Source organism: Inquilinus limosus, assembly GCF_051487185.1.
GTDB classification, from domain to species: Bacteria; Pseudomonadota; Alphaproteobacteria; order DSM-16000; family Inquilinaceae; genus Inquilinus; species Inquilinus limosus_F.
In genome coordinates this window covers 31,863-51,423 of the sequence record NZ_JAHVDK010000006.1, presented here as the reverse complement: position 1 = coordinate 51,423, position 19,561 = coordinate 31,863, and the positions used below count along the sequence as shown (strand labels likewise).

16 protein-coding genes are annotated in these 19,561 nt (G+C 71.0%); 10 read left to right on the top strand and 6 right to left on the bottom strand.

Translation table 11 applies throughout. The features are described from left to right. Nucleotides 1-58: 58 nt before the first annotated feature. Nucleotides 59-904, top strand: a complete 846-nt coding sequence (locus tag KXR53_RS08430) for a DUF1801 domain-containing protein (protein WP_437374665.1) — start codon at nucleotides 59-61, stop codon at nucleotides 902-904. A 3-nt stretch (nucleotides 905-907) separates the two neighbouring features. Here KXR53_RS08430 and KXR53_RS08425 read toward each other — a convergent pair whose 3' ends face one another. Next, nucleotides 908-1,417 (bottom strand): nucleoside deaminase, encoded by a 510-nt coding sequence (locus tag KXR53_RS08425; protein WP_437374664.1) that lies wholly within the window; start codon nucleotides 1,415-1,417, stop codon nucleotides 908-910. 379 nt (nucleotides 1,418-1,796) lie between these two features. Here KXR53_RS08425 and KXR53_RS08420 point away from each other — a divergent pair, with 379 nt between their 5' ends. Genes KXR53_RS08420 through KXR53_RS08400 form a run of 5 tightly spaced genes read left to right on the top strand, consistent with a single transcriptional unit; the run spans nucleotide 1,797 to nucleotide 6,737 of the window. Then, nucleotides 1,797-2,792, top strand: a complete 996-nt coding sequence (locus tag KXR53_RS08420; protein ID WP_437374663.1) for an ABC transporter substrate-binding protein — start codon at nucleotides 1,797-1,799, stop codon at nucleotides 2,790-2,792. A gap of 4 nt (nucleotides 2,793-2,796) precedes the next feature. Further along, a complete protein-coding gene (locus KXR53_RS08415; RefSeq protein WP_437374662.1) occupies nucleotides 2,797-3,570 on the top strand; it encodes an ABC transporter ATP-binding protein in 774 nt (257 codons plus the stop codon). Continuing rightward, complete coding sequence (locus tag KXR53_RS08410; protein WP_437374661.1) at nucleotides 3,527-4,366, top strand: ABC transporter permease; 840 nt, start codon at nucleotides 3,527-3,529, stop codon at nucleotides 4,364-4,366. Before KXR53_RS08415 ends, KXR53_RS08410 begins: the two co-directional genes overlap by 44 nt. Further along, entirely contained in the window at nucleotides 4,363-5,724 is a 1,362-nt protein-coding gene (locus KXR53_RS08405) for an amidohydrolase family protein (RefSeq protein WP_437374660.1), read from the top strand. The genes KXR53_RS08410 and KXR53_RS08405 overlap by 4 nt, the downstream gene beginning before the upstream one ends. A gap of 29 nt (nucleotides 5,725-5,753) precedes the next feature. Further along, on the top strand, nucleotides 5,754-6,737 hold the full coding sequence (locus tag KXR53_RS08400) for an isopenicillin N synthase family dioxygenase (RefSeq protein ID WP_437374659.1): 984 nt from the start codon (nucleotides 5,754-5,756) through the stop codon (nucleotides 6,735-6,737). Nucleotides 6,738-6,901: 164 nt separating this feature from the next. On the opposite strand, the gene KXR53_RS08395 is transcribed toward KXR53_RS08400, so the two are convergent. Together KXR53_RS08395 and KXR53_RS08390 are read right to left on the bottom strand one after the other, a co-directional pair. Continuing rightward, the gene (locus KXR53_RS08395) at nucleotides 6,902-7,753 is read right to left on the bottom strand and encodes a hypothetical protein (protein ID WP_437374658.1); all 852 of its coding nucleotides are present in this window, start codon (nucleotides 7,751-7,753) and stop codon (nucleotides 6,902-6,904) included. Between the two features lie 279 nt (nucleotides 7,754-8,032). Then, a complete protein-coding gene (locus tag KXR53_RS08390) occupies nucleotides 8,033-9,058 on the bottom strand; it encodes an AraC family transcriptional regulator (protein ID WP_437374657.1) in 1,026 nt (341 codons plus the stop codon). A gap of 85 nt (nucleotides 9,059-9,143) precedes the next feature. On the opposite strand from KXR53_RS08390, the gene KXR53_RS08385 reads away from it, so the two are divergent. From KXR53_RS08385 to KXR53_RS08375, 3 genes are all read left to right on the top strand, one after another. After that, entirely contained in the window at nucleotides 9,144-10,349 is a 1,206-nt protein-coding gene (locus KXR53_RS08385) for an MFS transporter (protein ID WP_437374656.1), read from the top strand. Nucleotides 10,350-10,499: 150 nt separating this feature from the next. After that, a complete protein-coding gene (locus tag KXR53_RS08380; RefSeq protein WP_437374655.1) occupies nucleotides 10,500-10,712 on the top strand; it encodes a hypothetical protein in 213 nt (70 codons plus the stop codon). 73 nt (nucleotides 10,713-10,785) lie between these two features. Continuing rightward, nucleotides 10,786-11,715: a hypothetical protein gene (locus tag KXR53_RS08375; RefSeq protein WP_437374654.1), complete on the top strand. Its 930-nt coding sequence runs from the start codon at nucleotides 10,786-10,788 to the stop codon at nucleotides 11,713-11,715. A 384-nt stretch (nucleotides 11,716-12,099) separates the two neighbouring features. Here the strand turns inward: KXR53_RS08375 and KXR53_RS08370 are convergent, their stop codons facing one another. From KXR53_RS08370 to KXR53_RS08360, 3 genes are read right to left on the bottom strand one after another with little or no spacing between them, the layout of a single operon-like run. After that, nucleotides 12,100-13,452, bottom strand: coding sequence for a sigma-54-dependent transcriptional regulator (locus KXR53_RS08370; RefSeq protein WP_437374653.1), 1,353 nt, complete (start codon nucleotides 13,450-13,452; stop codon nucleotides 12,100-12,102). Continuing rightward, the gene (locus tag KXR53_RS08365) at nucleotides 13,449-15,308 is read right to left on the bottom strand and encodes a sensor histidine kinase (RefSeq protein ID WP_437374652.1); all 1,860 of its coding nucleotides are present in this window, start codon (nucleotides 15,306-15,308) and stop codon (nucleotides 13,449-13,451) included. Before KXR53_RS08365 ends, KXR53_RS08370 begins: the two co-directional genes overlap by 4 nt. Before the next feature lie 58 nt (nucleotides 15,309-15,366). After that, entirely contained in the window at nucleotides 15,367-16,719 is a 1,353-nt protein-coding gene (locus tag KXR53_RS08360) for an MFS transporter (RefSeq protein ID WP_437374651.1), read from the bottom strand. Between the two features lie 332 nt (nucleotides 16,720-17,051). On the opposite strand from KXR53_RS08360, the gene KXR53_RS08355 reads away from it, so the two are divergent. Beyond that, nucleotides 17,052-19,559: a heavy metal translocating P-type ATPase gene (locus tag KXR53_RS08355; protein WP_437374650.1), complete on the top strand. Its 2,508-nt coding sequence runs from the start codon at nucleotides 17,052-17,054 to the stop codon at nucleotides 19,557-19,559. The last annotated feature ends 2 nt before the right edge of the window (nucleotides 19,560-19,561 follow it).

The following is a 19,561-nucleotide window of genomic DNA, read 5'->3' as shown; positions in this document are numbered from 1 at the left end:
TGGTCCGACATCGAACGCCGATCGGCAATGCTCGAAAGACGGGGGAGCGACAGCGACCATGAAGAACGCAACGGCGATCAAGAGGAAGAGCGGCGCGACGGAGGAAACAGGGGGAGAGTCTCCCTCCCGGCTGATCGACGCGAGGATCGCGGAGCTGGGTGACTGGCGGGGCCGGACGCTCGCCCGGATCCGGGATCTCATCCGGCAGGCCGACCCCGAGGTGGTCGAGGAGTGGAAGTGGAGAGGGGTTCCGGTGTGGTCGCATGGCGGCATCATCTGCACCGGCGAGACCTACAAGGCCGTCGTGAAGATGACCTTCGCCAAGGGCGCCTCGCTGGAGGACCCCTCGGGCCTTTTCAACTCCAGCCTCGAAGGCAACATCAGGCGTGCCATCGACATCCGCGAGGGGGAGACGATCAACGAAGCCGCCCTCAAGGACCTCATCCGCGCGGCCGTCGCGCTGAACCTCAAGGGGAAGAAGGGCAAGAGCCCCGCGGCGGAGGCGAAGCCCGCCCTCCTCTCCGGCGGCAACCCCCAGATCGCCAAGGGCTACGGCGACGCCCCCGTGCAGGCCTATATCGCGGCCATGCCGGACTGGAAAAGCGACATCGGGCGCCGCCTCGACGCGCTCATCGTCCGCACCGTCCCCGACGTGCGCAAGGCCGTGAAGTGGAACTCGCCCTTCTACGGCCTCGAGGGCCAGGGCTGGTTCCTCAGCTTCCATTGCTTCACGAAGTACATCAAGGTGACCTTCTTCCGCGGCACCTCGCTGCGCCCCGTCCCGCCCGGCGAGTCCAAGCACAAGGAGGTGCGCTATCTCGACATCCGCGAGGGCGAGCTCGACGAGGCCCAGGTCGCCGCCTGGGTGAAGCAGGCGAGCCAGTTGCCCGGCGAAAACCTCTGAAACCTATGAGGCCGTCGACGATGGTCCCGGCGGCCGCCAGAAACCGTCATGGACCCGGGCGGATTCCGCCTCCAGCAGCGGGCCGACCACCTCGACCCGCCGCTGGCCAGCGGCCAGGACCTCGCGGCAGGGCAGGTCCATGGTCAGGTTCTCCGGATCGGGGCCGATCAGCGCGTTGAGCGCCCGCTCGCCGAGGCCGTGGACCACCCGGCCGACCCCGGCCCAGTAGGCCGCGCCGGCGCACATGGCGCAGGGCTCCGCGCTGGAATACAGGGTGCAGGCGGCGAGGAAGGCGGCGTCATAGGTCATCGACGCTTCGGTCATCAGGTTGCGCTCGGCGTGGCCGGTGCGGTCGCCGCGCGTGCCGCAGGTGTTCATCGCCTCCAGCAAGATGTTGCCGTCGGCATCGGCCAGCAGCGCGCCGAAGGGATGGTCGCCGCGCGCCCGCGCCTCTTCGGCCAGCTGGATCGTCCGGCGCAGCAGCTCGATGTCGCGGTCCGGGGTGATCGCCATGCCCCCCTCCTCTCCTCTGCCCCCACAGTCCTAGCCGGCCCCAGGCGTTGCCACAAGGATCGGGATGAGCAGTCTTCGGGCAAGCGCGGATCTGACCATTGTTTGGGCAGGTTGCCCGAATCCGGATCGCCCCTCGCCTGCAGGAGCACGGGAACCATCGCCGTTTCGCCAGTCTCCGGACTGGCACGCCTCCTGCATGGTTGCGGGTGACGAGTAGAAGCGGTCAGGGCCGAGGCCCGGGACATTGCTCGGCAGGATCGACGCTTGGGGCGATGCCATGCCGACTTCTCCGTTCAGCGACACGACAGGCGCAGCAGCCGGCCGATGCGAGATCGGGCGGACAGGACCACGTCTGCGCCGCAAACCAAGGGGGCTTTCCGTGCACGGAACACTCGCGAGGCTGCTCGGCGGGGTCTTCGCCCTGGCCGTCGCCATCCCGGCCGCGCAGGCGGCGGACAAGGTCGTCTACCAGCTCGACTGGCTGCCGGGCGGCGACAAGGCGCCGATCTATGTCTGCGTGCAGAAGGGTTTCTGCGCCGAGGCGGGGCTGGACGTCACGATCGAGAGCGGCCGCGGCTCCTCCGAGGCGATCACCAAAATCGCCACCGGCACCTCCGACATCGGCTCCGCCGGCCTCGGCGCGCTGATGGAGGCGCGGGCGACGGAGAAGGTGCCGGTCACCGCCGTCATGTCGCTGTTCAACAAGGGCCCGCACGCCTTCTACGCCCTGGCCGGCAGCGACATCGCCACGGTCGCTGATGTGAAGGGCAAGTCCGTCGCCACCTCGCCCTTCACCGAATCCAATGTCTATCTGCCGCTGGTGCTGGCCGATGTCGGCCTGTCCGAGGCCGACATCACGCTGACCAAGGCCGATCCCGGTGCCCTCGGGCCCATGCTGATGACCGGCCGGACCGACGTCATCATCGCCTGGCTGACCGATGTCGCCCGCTACACCGGCCAGGCGCGGGAAGCGGGCAAGGAGCTGGTCATCCTGCCCTGGGCGGCGGCGGGGCTGGACCTCTACTCCGCCTCGCTGATCGCCTCGGACCGCTTCCTGAAGGAGCGGCCGGACGTGGCCCGGCGCTTCGTCGCCGCCTACAGGAAATCCCTCGAATTCACCAAGGACCATCCGACGGAGGCGGCGGAGGCGGTCGCGGCCATGGTGCCGGAGCTGTCGGCCGAGGATGTCGAGGGCTCGGTCAAGGACGCGCTGGCGCTCGCCTTCAACGAGGTGACGGAGAAGGACGGCCTCGGCGTGTTCGAGCCGGGCCGGCTGAAGGCGACCTGGGAGCGCGTGGCAAAGGCGGAGAAGCTGGACCCGGCGACGCTCGACCCCGAATCCGTCGTCGACCGCAGCTTCCTGCCGGGGTTGTGAGCGCATGACGGCCCCACCCGCCATCCGCTTTTCCGGCATTGAGCAGGCCTTCCCGACCGAGGCCGGGACGCTCCGGGCCCTTGGCGGCGTCGACATGGTGATCGGCCGGCACGAATTCGTGGCGGTGCTCGGCCCGTCGGGCTGCGGCAAGTCGACCCTGCTGCGCCTGGCCGCCGGCCTGCTGCGTCCGACGGCCGGTGCGGTCGAGGTGTTCGGCAGGCCGGTGACGGAGCCGCGCGACGATATCGGCATCGTGTTCCAGAAGCCGACGCTGCTGCCCTGGGCGACCGTCGAGGACAATGTCGTGTTCCCGGCGCGGCACAAGACCGGGCGGGTCGGCCCCGGCGACCGGGAGCGCGCCCGCGCCCTGCTGGCCCGGGTCGGGCTGGCGAGCTTCGAGAAACGGTTGCCGGCCGAGCTGTCGGGCGGCATGCAGCAGCGCGTCGGCATCGCCCGGGCGCTGTTCATGGACCCGGATATCCTGCTGATGGACGAGCCCTTCTCCGCCCTCGACGCCCTGACCCGCGAGGAGATGGGCTTCGAGCTGCTGCGGATCTGGGAAGCGCAGCCCAAGACAGTGCTGTTCATCACCCATTCGATCGGCGAGGCGGTACTGCTGGCCGACCGGGTGGTGGTGCTGAGCGAGCGGCCCGGCCGTGTCGTCGAGGACCTGGCCGTCGGCCTGCCCCGGCCGCGCGGCATCGACACCAGCAACCAGAAGGCCCTGCACGACCATGTCGGACATCTCCGCGCCCTCCTCCTCAAGCGTGCGGCCTGAGCGTGCCGCCGCCGGGCGGCTGCGGGTCGCGCGGCTGGCCCGCACGCCCGGCCTGCTGCCGGCCGCGACCTTCGCGCTGATCCTGGTCGCCTGGGAAGCGTCCTGCCGCCTGCTCGCCATCCCGGCCTTCCTGCTGCCGGCGCCGAGCCGGATCCTGGGCGGCTTCGAGGCCGTCGAGACCGCGCGCTGGCTGGAGCATGTCTGGGCGACGCTGCGGGTGGCGCTGATCGGCTATTTCGCGTCGATCGCCATCTCGCTGCCGATCGCGGTGGGCCTGGCGCGGTCGGAGCTGATGTCGCGGGCGCTGTACCCGATCCTCGTCGTCGTGCAGTCGATCCCGGTGGTGGCGGTGGCGCCGATCATCATCGTCGGGCTCGGCTCCGGCGACGCGCCGCGCGTCGTCATCACCGGGCTGATCACCTTCTTTCCGCTGGTGGTCTCGATCACCACCGGGCTGATGGCGACGCCGCCCGAGCTGATCGACCTGTCGCGCAGCCTGCGCGCGCCGGCGATGCGCGAAATCACGCAGATCCGCCTGCCCTTTGCCGTGCCCTACATCTTCTCGGCGCTGAAGATCTCGATCACCCTCGCCGTCATCGGTGCGGTGGTGGCGGAGTTCGTCGCCGCCGAGAAGGGCCTCGGCTACTTCATCCAGTTCTCGACCTCGATGTTCAAGGTGCAGCAGGCCTGGGCCGGGCTGGTGGTCCTAGTGCTGCTGTCGCTGGCGCTGTTCCACCTGGTCACCGCGGTACAGCGCCTGTGGTTCCCCTGGAGCCTGCCGCGGGGCCGCGCATGACCGACTTCCTGATTCAGGACGCCGTCGGCATCCTGACCGGCCTGCCGGGCGCCGCGGCCCGGGCAACAGGCGACATCCGCGTGCGCGGCGGCGTCATCGCCGAGATCGGCACGCTGCGGCCGGAGCCGGGCGAGCGGGTGGTCGACGCCGCGGGCGCGGTCGTCACCCCCGGCCTGGTCAACACCCATCACCACCTGTTCCAGAGCGTGCTGAAGGCGGTGCCGGAGGGGATGAACGAGCCGCTGGCCGCCTGGCTGCGCCTGGTCCCCTACGCCTATTGGGACCGGCTGGACGAGGAGGCGCTGCGCGTCGCCGCCACGATCGGCCTGGCCGAGCTGGCGCTGTCCGGCGCGACCACCGTCGCCGATCACCACTACGTCTATTCCGACCGCTACGACTTCGATCCGGACGCGATCCTGTTCGAGGCGGCGGAGCGTTTCGGCCTGCGCTTCGTCCTGGCCCGCGGCGGCGCCACCAAGGGCCGGGCCTTCGATTCCGGCCGCGCGGCGCCGCTGCCGACCGAGCCGCTGGACCGCATGATCGCCGCGGTCGAGGCTGCGGCCCGGCGCTGGCACGACCCCTCCCCCAATTCGATGCGCCGCGTCGCCTTCGGCCCGACGACGCCGACCTTCTCACTGGAGGAGGGAGAGCTGCGCGAGGTCGCCGCCGCGGCGCGGGCCATGGGCCTGCGGCTGCATTCGCATCTGTCGGAGACCATCGACTACGTCACCCACACCATGGCGCGCTATGCCAAGCGGCCGGTCGAATGGCTGGCCGGGCATGGCTGGCTGGGGCCCGACGTCTGGTTCGCGCATCTGGTCGAATGCGACGAGGCCGAGCTGCGGCTTCTGGCCGAGACCGGCACCGCCATGGCGCATTGCCCGCAGGCCAATGCCCGGCTGGGATCCGGCATCGCGCCGGCGGACCGGCTGCATGCCCTCGGCGGGACGGTGTCGCTGGCGGTGGATGGGGCGGCGGCGAACGAGGCCGCGGACATGGCCTCGGCGCTCTACGCCGCCTTCTCGCTGCACCGGGCGCAGAAGGGCGTGACCGCGACCACCGCCGAGACCGTGCTGCACTGGGCCACGGCCGGCGGCGCCCGCGCCCTGGGCCTCGACGCGATCGGCACGATCGAGCCCGGGAAGCAGGCCGATCTCGCCATCTTCGACCTCGGCGCGCCGCGCACTCTCGGCCAGCACGACCGGGTGCTGGGGCCGGTCATCTCGGGCGGCGCAACGGTCCGGCACAGCTTCGTCGGCGGCCGGCCGGTGGTGGAGGACGGCCGGATCACCTGGCTCGACCTCGACCGGCTGGCCGCCGATGCCGAACGGGTCGTGGCCCGGATCGCCAGGACCTGAGCAACCGCATGTCACGGAAGGAGAGTGCGATGACCGACACCACGCTGGCGGAGCTGCGCCGGGAGGCGACCTATGGCGGCGAAGGGCGGGAGAAGCCGCGCGCGGTGCCGCGCATCGACATGAGCCGCTACGAGGAGCGGAAGGCGGAGATCGCCGACGCGCTGTGGGCGGCAGCCACGGAGATCGGCTTCTTCCAGCTGGTCGACCACGGCATCGCGCCGGAGCTGGTCGACGAGGCCTTCGCCATGGCGGAGCGCTTCTTCGCCCTGCCGCAGGAGATCAAGGCGAAGTATCCGCTGGTCGGCGGCAGCAATGCCGGCTGGGAGTACAAGGCGCAGGTGCGGCCGTCGACCGGCACGGCCGACCAGAAGGAATCCTACCAGATCACCCTGCCGCGCATGGCCGCGCTGTGGCCGGGCGGCGAGGAGCTGTCGGGCTTCAAGGCCGCGATGCTGGCCTTCGAGCGGGCAAACTGGGCGCTCGGCATGAAGGTGCTGGACTGCTTCCGGCTGAAGCTGGGGTTCCCGCCCGATTTCTTCACCGTGGCGCACGACCCGCAATCGCCGGAGTACCAGAGCACGCTGCGCCTCCTGCACTACCTGCCGATGGAGAATGCGCGGCCGGAGGACTTCAAGTTCTGGCGGGCCGGCGCGCACACGGATTTCGACTGCCTGACCCTGCTGCACCAGCGCCCGGGCCAGGGCGGGCTGCAGCTCTGCCCCGGCAAGGAGGCCGAGGCGCTGGAATGGACCGATGTCGAGCCGCTGCCCGGCGTCGTCACCTGCAACATCGGCGACATGCTGATGCGCTGGAGCGACGACCGGCTGCTGTCCACCCTGCACCGCGTCCGCATGCCGAAGCCGCAGGAGCCGCAGGGGTCGCGCTACTCCATGGCCTTCTTCTGCCAGGCCAACCGGGACGCGGTGATCCAGGGCCCGGAGCGCCGCTACGACCCGATCACGGCGCATGACTATCTGCAGCAGCGGATCGCGGCCAATTTCGCGAAGGGCTGATGCATCCGGCCTTTAAGATCGACCCTCCAGCCCCATTCCGTCATGGCGAGGCGCGGAGCGCCGTGGCCATCCAGGGGGCCGGTGCCGCTGGATGGCCACGGCCCTTCGGGGCTCGCCATGACGGGTCAATAGTTCCGGCAGTTGGTATAATTGGAGGCACTGGCCTAGACGCGCAGCTCCGTATCCAGGGTGGCGACGACCTCCTCGCCCTGCATCACCCGCACGGAGAAGACGTAGTGCGAGAGGGTGCGCGAGGCCGAAAGGCAGTCGACATGAAAGGACAGCGGCGTGGCGGCCGGGACGAGCCTGAGCGCCGCGACGTCGGTCCGGACCACGGAATACTCGACCTCCCTGCCCACGATGTGGTGCAGAAGACGGCTCACCACCTGGGCGATGGTTTCGGCGATGATCGCGACCGGCCATGCCGGATAGCCGAGAAAATGGCCGGCGCATCGGGCCGGCGCCAGGGGAAGGCTTCGCGCCGCGAGCGACAACGCCTGCGGCTCGTCGAACTCCAGCGGGATCGGCTCCCGGTAAGGAGACCCTTCGGAGAGCGGGGTCTCCTCGGTCCGGTACTCCTGGAACAGCCGCTGGAACACCCGTTCCGGCAAGGCCTGGTACTCGCAGCGCAGATGGGCGAAAGGCTTGCCGTCCGACACGATCGCCTGCGCCGTCAGCGAACGCCGGTCCTGACTCACCGTCTCGGCGGTCGCTTCAAAGGCCCGCCCCGCGTCCCGGGGCTGGACGCCGTCGAGCGTGCTGAAGCGCGCCCTGGTCGCGAGATAGTAGATGCGCTCCGTCGCCCGCCCGGCCACGGCGGCACAGGAGCCGAGGATGGCGAGATGGCGCCCGACCTCGGCCGAAGCGACTGGCCCGCGCTCATAGCCGACCGTCTGCTCCGAGGCGAAGACGCCGCGGACGGCCCCGTCTGACAGGCCTTCCAGCTCGCCGAAGGCGAAGTAAGGGGCTTGTACGGCAATGCGATCACAGATCGTCGAGATGTCCAACCGCGACATGGAATCGCCTCCATGGTGAAACCGTCACGCACCCTCGGGCTGGAGGCTTCGTCATCGCCGGCGCCACGCCAATTTTCAGCGCGGCTACCGACGATTTTAGATATATTTGCCTCTCATATTCCGGCGTGTATTGTAATTAGGACCGCACTCTCATATCAATATTTATATTGATTGAGAAATATTGATAAAATTCAGATATTTATTACAAAGCCGTCTCGGTGAGCGCAAGGCGGCCGAGCGCTTGACGAAGGAGGCCACTGACGCGGTGGTCGACGCGATCTACAGCTCGAACGTCTGACCGTTGGCCAGCCCCGCCTTGGTGACGGCCGCGGCGCGGATCGCCCCGGGCGACCGGCCGACCACCCGCTTGAAGGCCCGGCTGAAGGCGGCCTGCGAGCCGTAGCCGAGGCGGTGCGCCGCCGCCTCGATCGGCATCCGGTCGCGCCCGATCCATTGGGCGGCGAGGCGCATCCTGAGCTCGGTGACGTAGCGCAGCGGCGTCAGGCCGGTGACCGCCAGGAAGCGCTCGGCGAAGACCGAGCGCGAGCTGCCCATCTCCGCCGCCAGCTCGGCCACCGTCCAGTCCCGGCCCGGGTCGCGGTGCAGCGCGGCGATGACCCGGCCGAGGCGCGGGTCGCGCAGCGCGTCGATCCAGCCGCTGGCGTCGCCACAGCCGCATTCCACCCAGCCGCGGACGATCGAAGCTGAGACGACATCCGCCAGCCGCGCCAGGATCGCGGCGAAGCCCACGCGTTCCGCGCAGGCCTCGCGCGCCATCGCCTCCAGCATCGGCAGGATCTCGGGATAGCGGTCGAGCAGCGTGCCCACCCGCATCACCTCGGGCATCAGCGCCACCAGCGGATGCATCGCGCCGAGGTCGAACTCCATGCAGCCGCTGAAGACCAGCACGCCCGCCGTCAGGCCGGTGCCGTCGGGGCAGTCGCAGATCGCGCCGACGGTCTCGCACAGCGCCGCGGCCTCGAAGCTGGCGATGTCGCGGCTGGCCCGGTCGGGCGCCGAGAGCAGGTCATGCGCGCCGCCGCGCGGCAGCAGCACGGCGTCGCCGGAGTCGAGGGCGTGCAGCGTCCCGCCCGCCGTGCGCAGGAACACCGGGCCGCGGGCGATGAAGTGGAACTGCGCCCGCCCCTCCACAGTGCCGAAGCCGAGGCCGAAGGGCGGCGTGACCGCGATCCGGCGATACTGGACGCCGACGAGGCGCATCCCCAGCAGCAGCTCGCTGACGAGATCGCCCGAGGGTCGGGGGCGCGTCTGCTCGGGTCGAATATCGGACTTCCGATCATACATTCCGGAGTGTCTGACATGGATCGTCCGGAGAGTCCATCCTACCTTCTGCTGCACTGCACCAAAAACCTCTTTGAAGGACGGTCCCATGAGCGAGTGGACACAGCGGACGGGGGCGGCGCCGGCGCGGGCGGAGCCGGCCTGGGGCGCGGTCTTTTCGATGACGCTCGGCGTGTTCGGGCTGGTGACGGCGGAGTTCCTGCCGGCCAGCCTGCTGACGCCGATGGCGGCGGATCTGGGCGTGACCGAGGGCCTGGCCGGCCAGGCGGTGACGGCGACCGCGGTGGTCGCCCTGGTGACGAGCCTGCTGGTCTCGACCGCGACCCGGCGGATCGACCGGCGGATCGTGCTGCTGGCCTTCTCGGTCCTGCTGACGATCTCGAACCTGCTGGTCGCCTTCGCCCCTGGCCTGCCGGCCCTGCTGGTCGGGCGCGTGCTGCTGGGCGTGGCGCTGGGCGGCTTCTGGACCATGGCGGCGGCGACGGTGATGCGGCTGGTGCCCGAGGCGCTGGTGCCGCGGGCCCTGTCGCTGCTGTTCAGCGGCGTCTCCGCCGCGACGGTCGCCGCCGCCCCGATGGGCAGCTATTTCGGCGACCTCATCGGCTGGCGCAGCGTGTTCCTGATCGCGGCGGCGCTGGGCGTGCTGGCGCTCATCGTGCAGTTCGCGACGCTGCCGCGGATGGCGCCGAACGGGCAGACCAGCCTGCGCACCCTGGCCGAGGTGCTGGCGCGCCCGCAGGTCGGCTTCGGCATGCTCGCCGTCCTTCTGGTGTTCACCGGGCATTTCGCCTTCTTCACCTATATCCGCCCCTTCCTCGAAGGCGTGGCCGGCGTCGACATCAACGGCGTCTCGGGCATCCTCTTGGGCTTCGGCGTCGCCAACTTCCTGGGCACCTTTCTCGGTGGATTCCTGCTCGAGCGCAGCATGCGGCTGACCATGATGCTGATGCCGCTGACCATGGGCGTGCTCGGGCTCGGCCTCGTGGCCCTGGGCGGCGGCGCGCCGGTGGCGGATTCGATGATGGTGGCCCTGTGGGGCGTGGCCTTCGGCGCCGTGCCGGTGGCCTGGTCCACCTGGCTGACCCGCACGGTCCCCGATGAGGCGGAGAGCGCGGGCGGCCTGCTGGTCGCCGCGGTCCAGCTGGCGATCGCGACGGGTGCGGCCGCCGGCGGCGCGATCTTCGACCTGAGTGGCGCGCTGGGCGTGTTCGCCGCCGCCGGCCTCGTCCTCCTGGTGGCCGCGCTGATGATCCTGGTCGGCATCCGCCCCCAGACGGCCGCGGCCACGGCCTGAGCCGGAGGGGAAGGCCAAGCCCCGCCCCGGCGGTTCGGCAGCCGGGCCCTGCCGAACCGCCGCCGCACGTGGCGTGTTGACTCCAGGAGGGCCAGGTCCGCGCCGCACCCTCGACCGGGGCGGCCGACCTGGAACGGAATGGAGCCCGCCATGGATCCGCTCGTGATTTTGAGACGCTGCCGGCCCGGCGACCACCTGGAGATCACGAATTCGAACGGCGACACGGACGACGTCATCGTCGCCCAGCTGGATCTCGAGAAGCAGCAGGTCATCCCGGCGCAGGGGAACGCCATCGCCTTCGGCGATGTCGGGGAGGTCGTGAACCACAGCGAGGAACAGCGCCGGAGAGGATCGCACGGGTGATTCCCGTGCGCCCCGGCCACGCGGCGATGCGGGTTTGTCGACGGAACGGCGCGGCGCCCCCATCTGAATTGGCATGCGACCAGACAGGCGGCAGCCCGACCGGATCCTGGGCCGCGTGACGATCACGCCGGTCGGCGGCGACAAGCCGGGGATCGAGGCCCGATTCCCCTATGACCGCGCTCTGGTCGAGCGCCTGATGAAGGCGTTCCCCCGGGCCCGCTGGCGCGAGGCGGAAGGCGCCTGGTTCATCCCCGGCACCACCGCCGAGCGCCGCCTCACCCGCTGGCTGGCGCAGGAGCTGCCGCCCGGCGGTGATTACGGCGACGCCAAGGGCCGCGACGCCTTCGACTTCGATCCGATCGAGAGCCCCTATCTCGAGGTCGCCGACGACCTGCGCGTCCGGACACCCTATTCCCGGACGGTCGTCGACCAGATGCACGCCATCCCCTGGTCCTGGTGGGACGGTGCGACCCGGACCTGGCGGGTGCCGTTCCGGTCCTATGAGGAGCTGTGGCGGCGCTGGCCGGTGATCGAGGCCGCCGCCCGCCGCAACGAGCCGGAGGAGCGCCGCAAACGCCGGCTGGCGGAATGGACGCCCGAGCGGCAGCGCCGCGCCGCCATCCTGGCCGCGGAGCGCCGCCGGCATCGCTATCCCGTGCTCGCCGCCAACCTGCCGCCGCTGGCCCAGCCGGTGATGACCGAACGCTTCGGCGTGCTGGCGTTCACCGAGATCACGGGCGAGATCGCGAATCCCGCCGGCATCGCCGAGATCTACGCCCATCCCGACCTGGCGGCCGGCGATTATGTCTGGGCGAGCTGGCGCCGGCCCTCGCTCGACGAGCTGATCGGCGTCTGGCCCAGCCGCGCCGAGGCGGGGCCGGACGAGCGGGTCCGCGGCTGGTGGCGACCGACCCGCGAGGAGCTGCGCCAGGCCCGCCGCGACGCCCGCGTGCGGGAACGGCTGCGCGAGCGCCGCCGGGCGGGCGCGGAGGCGGCGTCGTAGAGGGCCGGACGTCTCCCAAGGCCTTGCGCCCCCTCACCGTCATTGCGAGGAGGCGAAGCCGACGAAGCAATCCATCGGCCCGCATGAGCTGCACTATGGATTGCTTCCCCCAGCTCAAGGCCGGGGTCGCAATGACGAAGGGGGTAGGTTTGCGGGCCGGCACCGGCAGCCCGAAAAGAAAAGAGCCGCATCGCTGCGGCTCGAGTTTAGGGAGGAAACGCCCAAGAAGTGCGTTACGACAGGCAGCAACGCTGCATGTCGCACTGCAACATGGCATGTCCGGCCCTCCGCCGCAAGAGGGAAAAGATTAAAAAGTAGTCATGCCCGGATTTGCCCAAATTTTGCCCTTTTATGACCGGCGCCGGCCCGGGCCGCGACAGGCCGTCAGTCCGGTGGATCGAGCCGGGACCGGTCGATGCCGAGCCGCGCCATTTTCTCGTTGAGGGTCCGCCGCGGCAGGTCGAGGATCTCCAGCGCCGCGGCGACCGATCCCCCGGTCTCGCGCAGCGCCGCCAGGATCAGGCTGCGCTCATAGGCGGCGACCCGCTCCGCCAGCCCGCCGCCGGTCCTTGCCGCCTGGTTTAGGATGTCGCCGGCGCCGGTCCCGGATAGGCCCATGGCGAAGCGCTCGGCCGCCGCCTTCAGCTCACGCACATTGCCCGGCCAGCTGTGGCCGAGCAGCGCCGCCACCTCCGCCGGCGAGGGGCGGCGTCTCTCCAGCCCCAGCCGGTCGGCGGCGGCGCCGGCAAAGCGCTCGAACAGCAGCGGTATGTCATCGCCGCGGTCCCGCAGGGGCGGGATCTCGATCTCCACCCCCGCCAGCCGGAAGAACAAATCCTCGCGGAAGGCGCCGGCCGCCGCCCGCTCGCGCAGATCCGCCTTGGCCGCGGCGACGATGCGGATGTCCACCGGGATCTGGCGGTTGGAGCCCAGCCGCTCCACCACCCGCTCCTGCAGCACGCGCAGCAGCTTGGCCTGGGCCGGCAGCGGCATGCTCTCGACCTCGTCCAGGAGAACGGTGCCGCCATGGGCGTGCTCGAACTTGCCGATTCGGACGCCGCGGGCGCCGGTGAAGGCGCCGGCCTCATGGCCGAACAGCTCGCCCTCGATCATCTCGGCCGGGATCGCGGCGCAGTTGATGGCGACGAAGGGCCGGTCGCGGCGCAGACCGAACTCATGCAGCGCCCGCGCCACCACCTCCTTGCCGGTCCCGGTCTCGCCGCGGACCACGACGTCGACCGGCAGCGCCGCCAGATCGGCCACCAGCCGGCGCAGGCGGCGCATCGCCGGGGCGTCGCCGACCAGCGTCGCGGCCAGGGCGTCGTCCAGCCGGGTCTCCAGCTCGCCCACCCGGCGCCGCAGCCGGTGCTGCGACGCGGCGTTGCGCAGCACCGCGGCCAGGTGGTCGGGCTCATAGGGCTTGGTCATGAAGTCGAAGGCGCCGGCCTGCAGCGCCGCCACCGCCATCGGCACATCGCCATGGCCGGTCAGCAGCACCACCGGCAGGCCGGGCCGCTCTGCCGCCAGCCGGCGCTGCAGCTCCAGCCCGCTCTCACCCGGCATGCGGACGTCGGTCAGCACGGCGTCCGGGCCGAAGCTGTCGATTCGGCGCAGCGCCTCGGCCGCCGAGCGCGCCGTCTCGACCGCGAAACCGCACAGGCCGAGCCACTGCTCGATCGAGCCGGCGACCGTCGGATCGTCCTCGACGACCAGGATGCGATGCGGGTCTTCGGTCATTCGGCGACGGCTTTGGCAGGTTCGGCGAGAGGCAGCGTGACCATGAAGGCGGTGCCGCCGAGATCGGACGGGCGATGGGCGATGCCGCCGCCATGGTCGCGGACGATGCGGTACACGGTGGCGAGGCCCAGGCCGAGGCCGTCCCCGGCCTCCTTGGTGGTGACGAAGGGCTCGAACAGCCGGTCCCGCACCGCCGGGTCGATGCCCGGGCCGGAATCCTCGACCGTCAGGCGGGCCGTGCCGTCCCGCGTCTCGACCGCCGCCCGGATCCGCCGCGTCTCGCGGTCGCGGACCGCATCGATCGCATTGCCCAGCAGATTAATCACCACCTGGTCCAGCCGCCCGGCCTCGCCGATCACCACCGCCGGCCCCTCGCCGCCTCGGTCGAGCCCGATGCCGAGATCGGCCAGGCGATAGGCCAGCAGCCGCAGCACGCCGTCGAGCACGGCGGCGAGGTCGACCGGGGCGGCGTCGTGCCCGTCGCGCCGGGCCAGGCGCTTGAGCTGGCCGGTCAGCCCGGCGACGCGGTCGACCGCTTCCGCCATCACGTCGATATTGGCGGCCACCTTCGCGGTTTCGCCGCGGCCGGACAGCAGGCGGGTGCTGGCCAGATAGGTCTTCAGCGCCGCCAGCGGCTGGTTGATCTCATGCGCCAGCCCGGCGAAGGCCTGGCCCAGCGCGGCCAGCTTGGCCGCCTGGACCAGATCGTCGCGGGTGCGGTGCAGCTCTGCCTCGGCCCGCCGGCGCTCCTCGATCTCGGCCTCCAGCCGCCGGTTGGTGGCGGTCAGCGCCTCGGTCCGCTCCGCCACCCGCTGCTCCAGCTCGTCCTTGTAGTGCCGCTCCGCGACGCGGGCGCGGCGCCGGGCGTGCCACGCCACCGCGGCCAGCACCACCGCGATCACCGCCAGCCCCGTGGCCGCGGCGGCCACCAGCGCGTTGGTCCGGACCGGTCCCGGATCGGCCACGGCGATCAGCGACCAGCCGTGGTCGGGCAGCGGCAGGGTGAACAGCAGCAGGTCGGAGGCGCCGTCGGGCGCGGGATCCAGCAGCTGGACCGACCGGCCCTGGGCGTCGGCGATCGACCGGCTGTGGAAGATCGGCCGGGTGACGGAGGGCAGCCCGGCATAGCGCCGTTCGGCCAAAATCGAGGCCTGGGCACGGTCGTCGAGGGCGAAGAGCGGCCGGTAGCGCCAGCCCGGCCGGGCCGCCAGGAACAGGATGCCGTCGGCATCGGCGATCGCCAGCGTGGCGTCGGCCCCGGCCCATTCGCGTTCCAGCCCAGTCAGGTCGACCTTCACCACCGCGATGCCGACCGGCTCCGGCTGCCCGCCCGGCCCCGGCGCGTCGATCCGGCTGGCCAGGAAATAGCCCGGCTGCCCGGTGGTGGTGCCGATGCCATAGAAGCTGCCCTCCCCGGTCGCCATCGCCTCCCGATAATAGGGCCGGTAGGCATAGCCGTGGCCGACGAAGCTGCCGGGCGTGTCCCAGTTGCTGGCGGCGATGGCCGTGCCGCCCCGGTCGAGGACGTAGAGGGCGGCCGCCCCCGCCGCGCCGTTGATCGCCTGCAGGTGCCGGTTGGCGGTATCGATCGAATCCACCCCCGGCGGCGCGCCGTACAGGGTGCGGATCTGGGGCGTTCGGGCGATCACCTGCGGCAGGTAGCGGAAGCGGCCGATCGCGGCCTCGACGCTGGCGGCGGCGAGAGTCAGCCGCTCCCGCGCCTGCCGTTCCAGCGCCTCCTGGCCGTCGCGCAGAACCCAGCCATGCACCGCCAGCGACAGGCCGGCCGCCACCGCGCCGGCGGCGGCGAAGAGCAGGATCCGGCCCCGGCGGGCGGTCAGGCGGGACGGGTACATAGCGGACGCGACACGGTTCTCAGGCCCCGCCGCACCGTGCGACGGGGCCTGGACCCTACTACGACGGCTGCGTGCCGTCGTCGATCTTCGAGGTCGACCGAGTGTCCGGCATGAAGGCGTAGACCAGCAGCGAGCACAGGATGCAGCCGGTCACGTACCAGTAGAACCAGCTCTCATGCCCGATGTCCTTGAACCACAGCGCGATGTATTCGGCGGTGCCGCCGAAGATCGATACGGTCAGGGCATAGGGCAGGCCGACGCCGAGCGCGCGCACCTCGGTCGGGAACAGCTCGGCCTTCACCACCGCGTTGATCGAGGTGTAGCCGGAGACGATGACCAGCGCCGCCACGATCAGGCCGAAAGCGGCGAGCGCGCTCTGCGTCTGCGCCAGGGTCGACAGGATCGGCACGGTGAGGATCGTGCCCAGCACGCCGAAGGCGATCAGCAGCGGCCGCCGGCCGACCCGGTCGGAGAAGGCGCCGACCACCGGCTGCAGACACATGAACAGGAACAGCGCCGCGGCCGAGACCAGGGTCGAGTCCGACTTGCTCAGGCCCACGGTGTTGACCAGGAACTTCTGCATGTAGGTGGTATAGGTGTAGAAGGCGACGGTGCCGCCCAGCGTCAGCCCGACCACGATCATGATCTCGCGCGGGTGGCGCATGAGCGACCGCAGCAGGCTTTCGCTGCGCGGCGTGCGCTTCGCCTTCGTATAGGCTTCGGTCTCCGCCAGGTTGCGGCGCAGATACAGCGCCACCACGGCGCAGATCGCGCCGATGACGAACGGGATGCGCCAGCCCCAGGCCTCGAGCTGTTCCGGCGTCAGCAACAGTTGCTGCAGCACGATCAGCACCGCCAGCGCCAGCAGCTGCCCCATGATCAGGGTGACGTACTGGAAGCTGGAGTAGAAGCCGCGGTGCCGGCTGGTCGCCATCTCCGACAGGTAGGTGGCGCTGGCGCCGTATTCGCCGCCGACGCTGAGGCCCTGCAGCAGCCGGGCCAGCACCAGCAGCACCGGCGCGGCGACGCCGATCGTCTCATAGGTCGGGGTCAGGGCGATGATCAGCGACCCGGCGCACATCACCATGACCGACAGGGTCAGCGCCGCCTTGCGGCCGTGCTTGTCGGCATAGATGCCCATCAGCCAGCCGCCGATCGGGCGCATCAGAAAGCCGATGGCGAAGATCGCGGCCGTGTTCAGCAGCTGGGCGGTGGTGTCGCCGGCCGGGAAGAAGGACTTGGCGAAGTACAGCGAGAAGGCGGCGTAGATATACCAGTCGTACCACTCGACCAGGTTGCCGACCGAGCCGCCGAAGATCGAGACGATCCTCTGGCGCGTGCCGACCGGCTGGGCGGCGGCGGGTGCGGGACGGAATCGGCGCTGGCCGAGACCGGAGACGGCGTCTTCCATGAGCATCTCCCCGAACGGGCTTTCTTGACCGGCCGCGGCATGCGGCCGCCGGGGAGGTCTGCAAGACGGGTGCCAGGACGGGCTCGGCGCCGGAAAGGGCGGGTTTCGGCCGGTCCGCGGAACGGCGATTGGGCGGAAATCGGCCGATCGAGGGATCGGCATCGGCAAGTTTCCGCCGAAACCCCGGCCCGGAGGAAATCGTCGGCGGCCCCTTGACCTTCCCATTGTTGGAAGGTCCATCTCTCCCCACATCCGCCGTTGCGAGGATGAGAATCGTGGCCGTAGCAGAGTTGAATCCAGACGTGTCCGCGCCGGATGCCCCGGGACAGGAGGTGTATCAGGTCGCCATCGAAGGCATGACCTGCGCCTCCTGCGTCCGCCGGGTCGAGCAGTCGATCGCGCGGACGCCGGGCGTCGCCGCGGCGGCCGTGAACCTGGCGACCGAGCGCGCCGACGTGTCGTTCGCGGCCGCGCCCGACATTCCGGCGGTGGTGCAGGCGATCGAGCAGGCCGGCTACGCCGTGCCGCAGGACACGGTCGAGCTGGCGATCCAGGGCATGACCTGCGCCTCCTGTGTCGCGCGGGTCGAGAAGAGGCTGCTGGCGGTTCCCGGCGTGACCGGGGCCGCGGTCAACCTCGCCACCGAGCGGGGCACGGTCCGCTTCGCCCGCGGCGCGGTCCAGCCGGAGGCGCTGGAGCAGGCGGTGCGTGAGGCGGGGTACGAGGCCCGGCGCATCGGTTCAGAGGACAAGACCGACCGCGAGCGCGACGCCCGTGCCGCGGAATCCAAGGCGCTGGGGCGGAGCCTGGCCGTCGCGGCCGTCCTGACGCTGCCGGTCTTCGTCCTCGAGATGGGGTCGCATTTCGTCCCCGCCATCCACGATTTCGTCATGACGACGATCGGGATGCGGGAGAGCTGGTATCTCCAGTTCATCCTCGCGACCCTGGTCCTGTTCGGCCCGGGGCTGCGGTTCTTCCGCAAGGGCGTTCCGGCCCTGCTGCGCGGGGCGCCGGACATGAATTCGCTGGTCGTGCTGGGGACCGCCGCCGCCTGGGGCTATTCGCTGGTGGCGACCTTCCTGCCGGGCGTGCTGCCCGCCGGCACCGCCAATGTCTATTACGAGGCGGCGGCCGTGATCACGACGCTGATCCTGCTGGGCCGCACCCTCGAGGCGCGGGCCAAGGGGCGGACCTCGGAGGCGATCAAGCGGCTGATCGGGCTGCAGCCGAAGACGGCGCGGGTGGTCCGCGACGGCCGCGCGCTGGACCTGCCGGTCGCGGAGGTGCGGGCCGGCGACGTCGTGCTGGTGCGGCCGGGCGAGCGGGTGCCGGTCGACGGCGAGGTGATCGAGGGCTTGTCCTTCGTCGACGAGGCGATGATCACCGGCGAGCCCGTGCCGGTGGCCAAGGGCATCGGCGCCGAGGTGGTCGGCGGCACCGTCAACAAGACCGGCAGCTTCTCCTTCCGCGCCACCCGCGTGGGCGGCGAGACGGTGCTGGCCCAGATCATCCGCATGGTCGAGCAGGCGCAGGGCGCGAAGCTGCCGATCCAGGCCCTGGTCGACAAGGTGACGGCCTGGTTCGTGCCCGCCGTGATGGCGGCGTCGGCCGCAACCTTCCTGGTCTGGCTGGCCTTCGGGCCGGATCCGGCGCTCGCCTTCGCCCTGGTCAATGCGGTGGCGGTGCTGATCATCGCCTGCCCCTGCGCCATGGGGCTGGCGACGCCGACCTCGATCATGGTCGGCACCGGCCGCGCCGCCGAGATGGGGGTGCTGTTCCGCAAGGGCGATGCGCTGCAGACCCTGCGCGACGCGGCGGTGATCGCCGTCGACAAGACCGGGACGCTGACCGGCGGCCGGCCGGAGCTGACGGATCTCGACACGCTCGACGGCGTCGACCGCGACGAGATCCTGCGGCTCGTGGCCTCGGTGGAGGCGCGGTCCGAGCACCCGATCGCCGAGGCGATCGTCGCGGCCGCCGAAAAGCGCGGCCTGGCGCTGCCCCCGGCCGAGGCCTTCGAGGCGGTGGCCGGCCACGGCGTGACGGCTTCGGTCGAAGGCCGGCATGTCGCGGTCGGGGCCGACCGGTTCATGCGCCAGCTCGGCCATGATCCCTCCGCCTTCGCCGCGGCGGCGCGTCGCCTGGGCGAGGACGGCAAGTCGCCGCTCTATGCCGCGATCGACGGGCGGCTGGCGGCGGTCCTGGCGGTGTCGGACCCGATCCGGGACACGACCGCGGAGGCGATCCGCGCGCTGCATGCGCTGGGCCTGAAGGTGGCGATGGTCACCGGCGACAATCGCGGCACAGCGCAGGCGATCGCCCGGCGCCTGGGCATCGACGAGGTGGCCGCCGAGGTGCTGCCCGAGGGCAAGGTCGAGGCGGTGCGGCGGCTGGCTGCCGGCGGGCGCCGGGTCGCCTTCGTCGGCGACGGCATCAACGACGCGCCGGCCCTGGCCGCCGCCGATGTCGGCATCGCCATCGGCACCGGCACGGACATCGCCATCGAGAGCGCCGATCTGGTGCTGATGTCGGGCGATCTGCGCGGCGTGGTCAACGCCATCGCCCTGTCGCGGGCGACGATCCGGAACATCCAGCAGAACCTGTTCTGGGCCTTCGCCTACAATGTCGCGCTGATCCCGGTGGCGGCCGGCGCCCTCTATCCGGCCCAGGGCTGGCTGCTGTCGCCGATCCTGGCGGCCGGCGCCATGGCGCTGTCGAGCGTGTTCGTGCTGGCCAACGCCCTCCGGCTCCGCCGCTTCCGGCCGCCGCTGGCCGACCGGGACGACGGGCCGGCGGCGGCGCTCTCCCTCCCCGGTGAGAAGACACTGCAGATCTCTTAGGA

Coding starts and splice junctions, on each gene's coding strand:
- KXR53_RS08430 (WP_437374665.1), top strand. CDS start 59: ATGAAGAACGCAACGGCGATCAAGAGGAAGAGCGGCGCGACGGAGGAA.
- KXR53_RS08425 (WP_437374664.1), bottom strand. CDS start 1,417: ATGGCGATCACCCCGGACCGCGACATCGAGCTGCTGCGCCGGACGATC.
- KXR53_RS08415 (WP_437374662.1), top strand. CDS start 2,797: ATGACGGCCCCACCCGCCATCCGCTTTTCCGGCATTGAGCAGGCCTTC.
- KXR53_RS08410 (WP_437374661.1), top strand. CDS start 3,527: ATGTCGGACATCTCCGCGCCCTCCTCCTCAAGCGTGCGGCCTGAGCGT.
- KXR53_RS08405 (WP_437374660.1), top strand. CDS start 4,363: ATGACCGACTTCCTGATTCAGGACGCCGTCGGCATCCTGACCGGCCTG.
- KXR53_RS08400 (WP_437374659.1), top strand. CDS start 5,754: ATGACCGACACCACGCTGGCGGAGCTGCGCCGGGAGGCGACCTATGGC.
- KXR53_RS08395 (WP_437374658.1), bottom strand. CDS start 7,753: ATGTCGCGGTTGGACATCTCGACGATCTGTGATCGCATTGCCGTACAA.
- KXR53_RS08390 (WP_437374657.1), bottom strand. CDS start 9,058: ATGTATGATCGGAAGTCCGATATTCGACCCGAGCAGACGCGCCCCCGA.
- KXR53_RS08385 (WP_437374656.1), top strand. CDS start 9,144: ATGAGCGAGTGGACACAGCGGACGGGGGCGGCGCCGGCGCGGGCGGAG.
- KXR53_RS08380 (WP_437374655.1), top strand. CDS start 10,500: ATGGATCCGCTCGTGATTTTGAGACGCTGCCGGCCCGGCGACCACCTG.
- KXR53_RS08375 (WP_437374654.1), top strand. CDS start 10,786: ATGCGACCAGACAGGCGGCAGCCCGACCGGATCCTGGGCCGCGTGACG.
- KXR53_RS08370 (WP_437374653.1), bottom strand. CDS start 13,452: ATGACCGAAGACCCGCATCGCATCCTGGTCGTCGAGGACGATCCGACG.
- KXR53_RS08365 (WP_437374652.1), bottom strand. CDS start 15,308: ATGTACCCGTCCCGCCTGACCGCCCGCCGGGGCCGGATCCTGCTCTTC.
- KXR53_RS08360 (WP_437374651.1), bottom strand. CDS start 16,719: ATGGAAGACGCCGTCTCCGGTCTCGGCCAGCGCCGATTCCGTCCCGCA.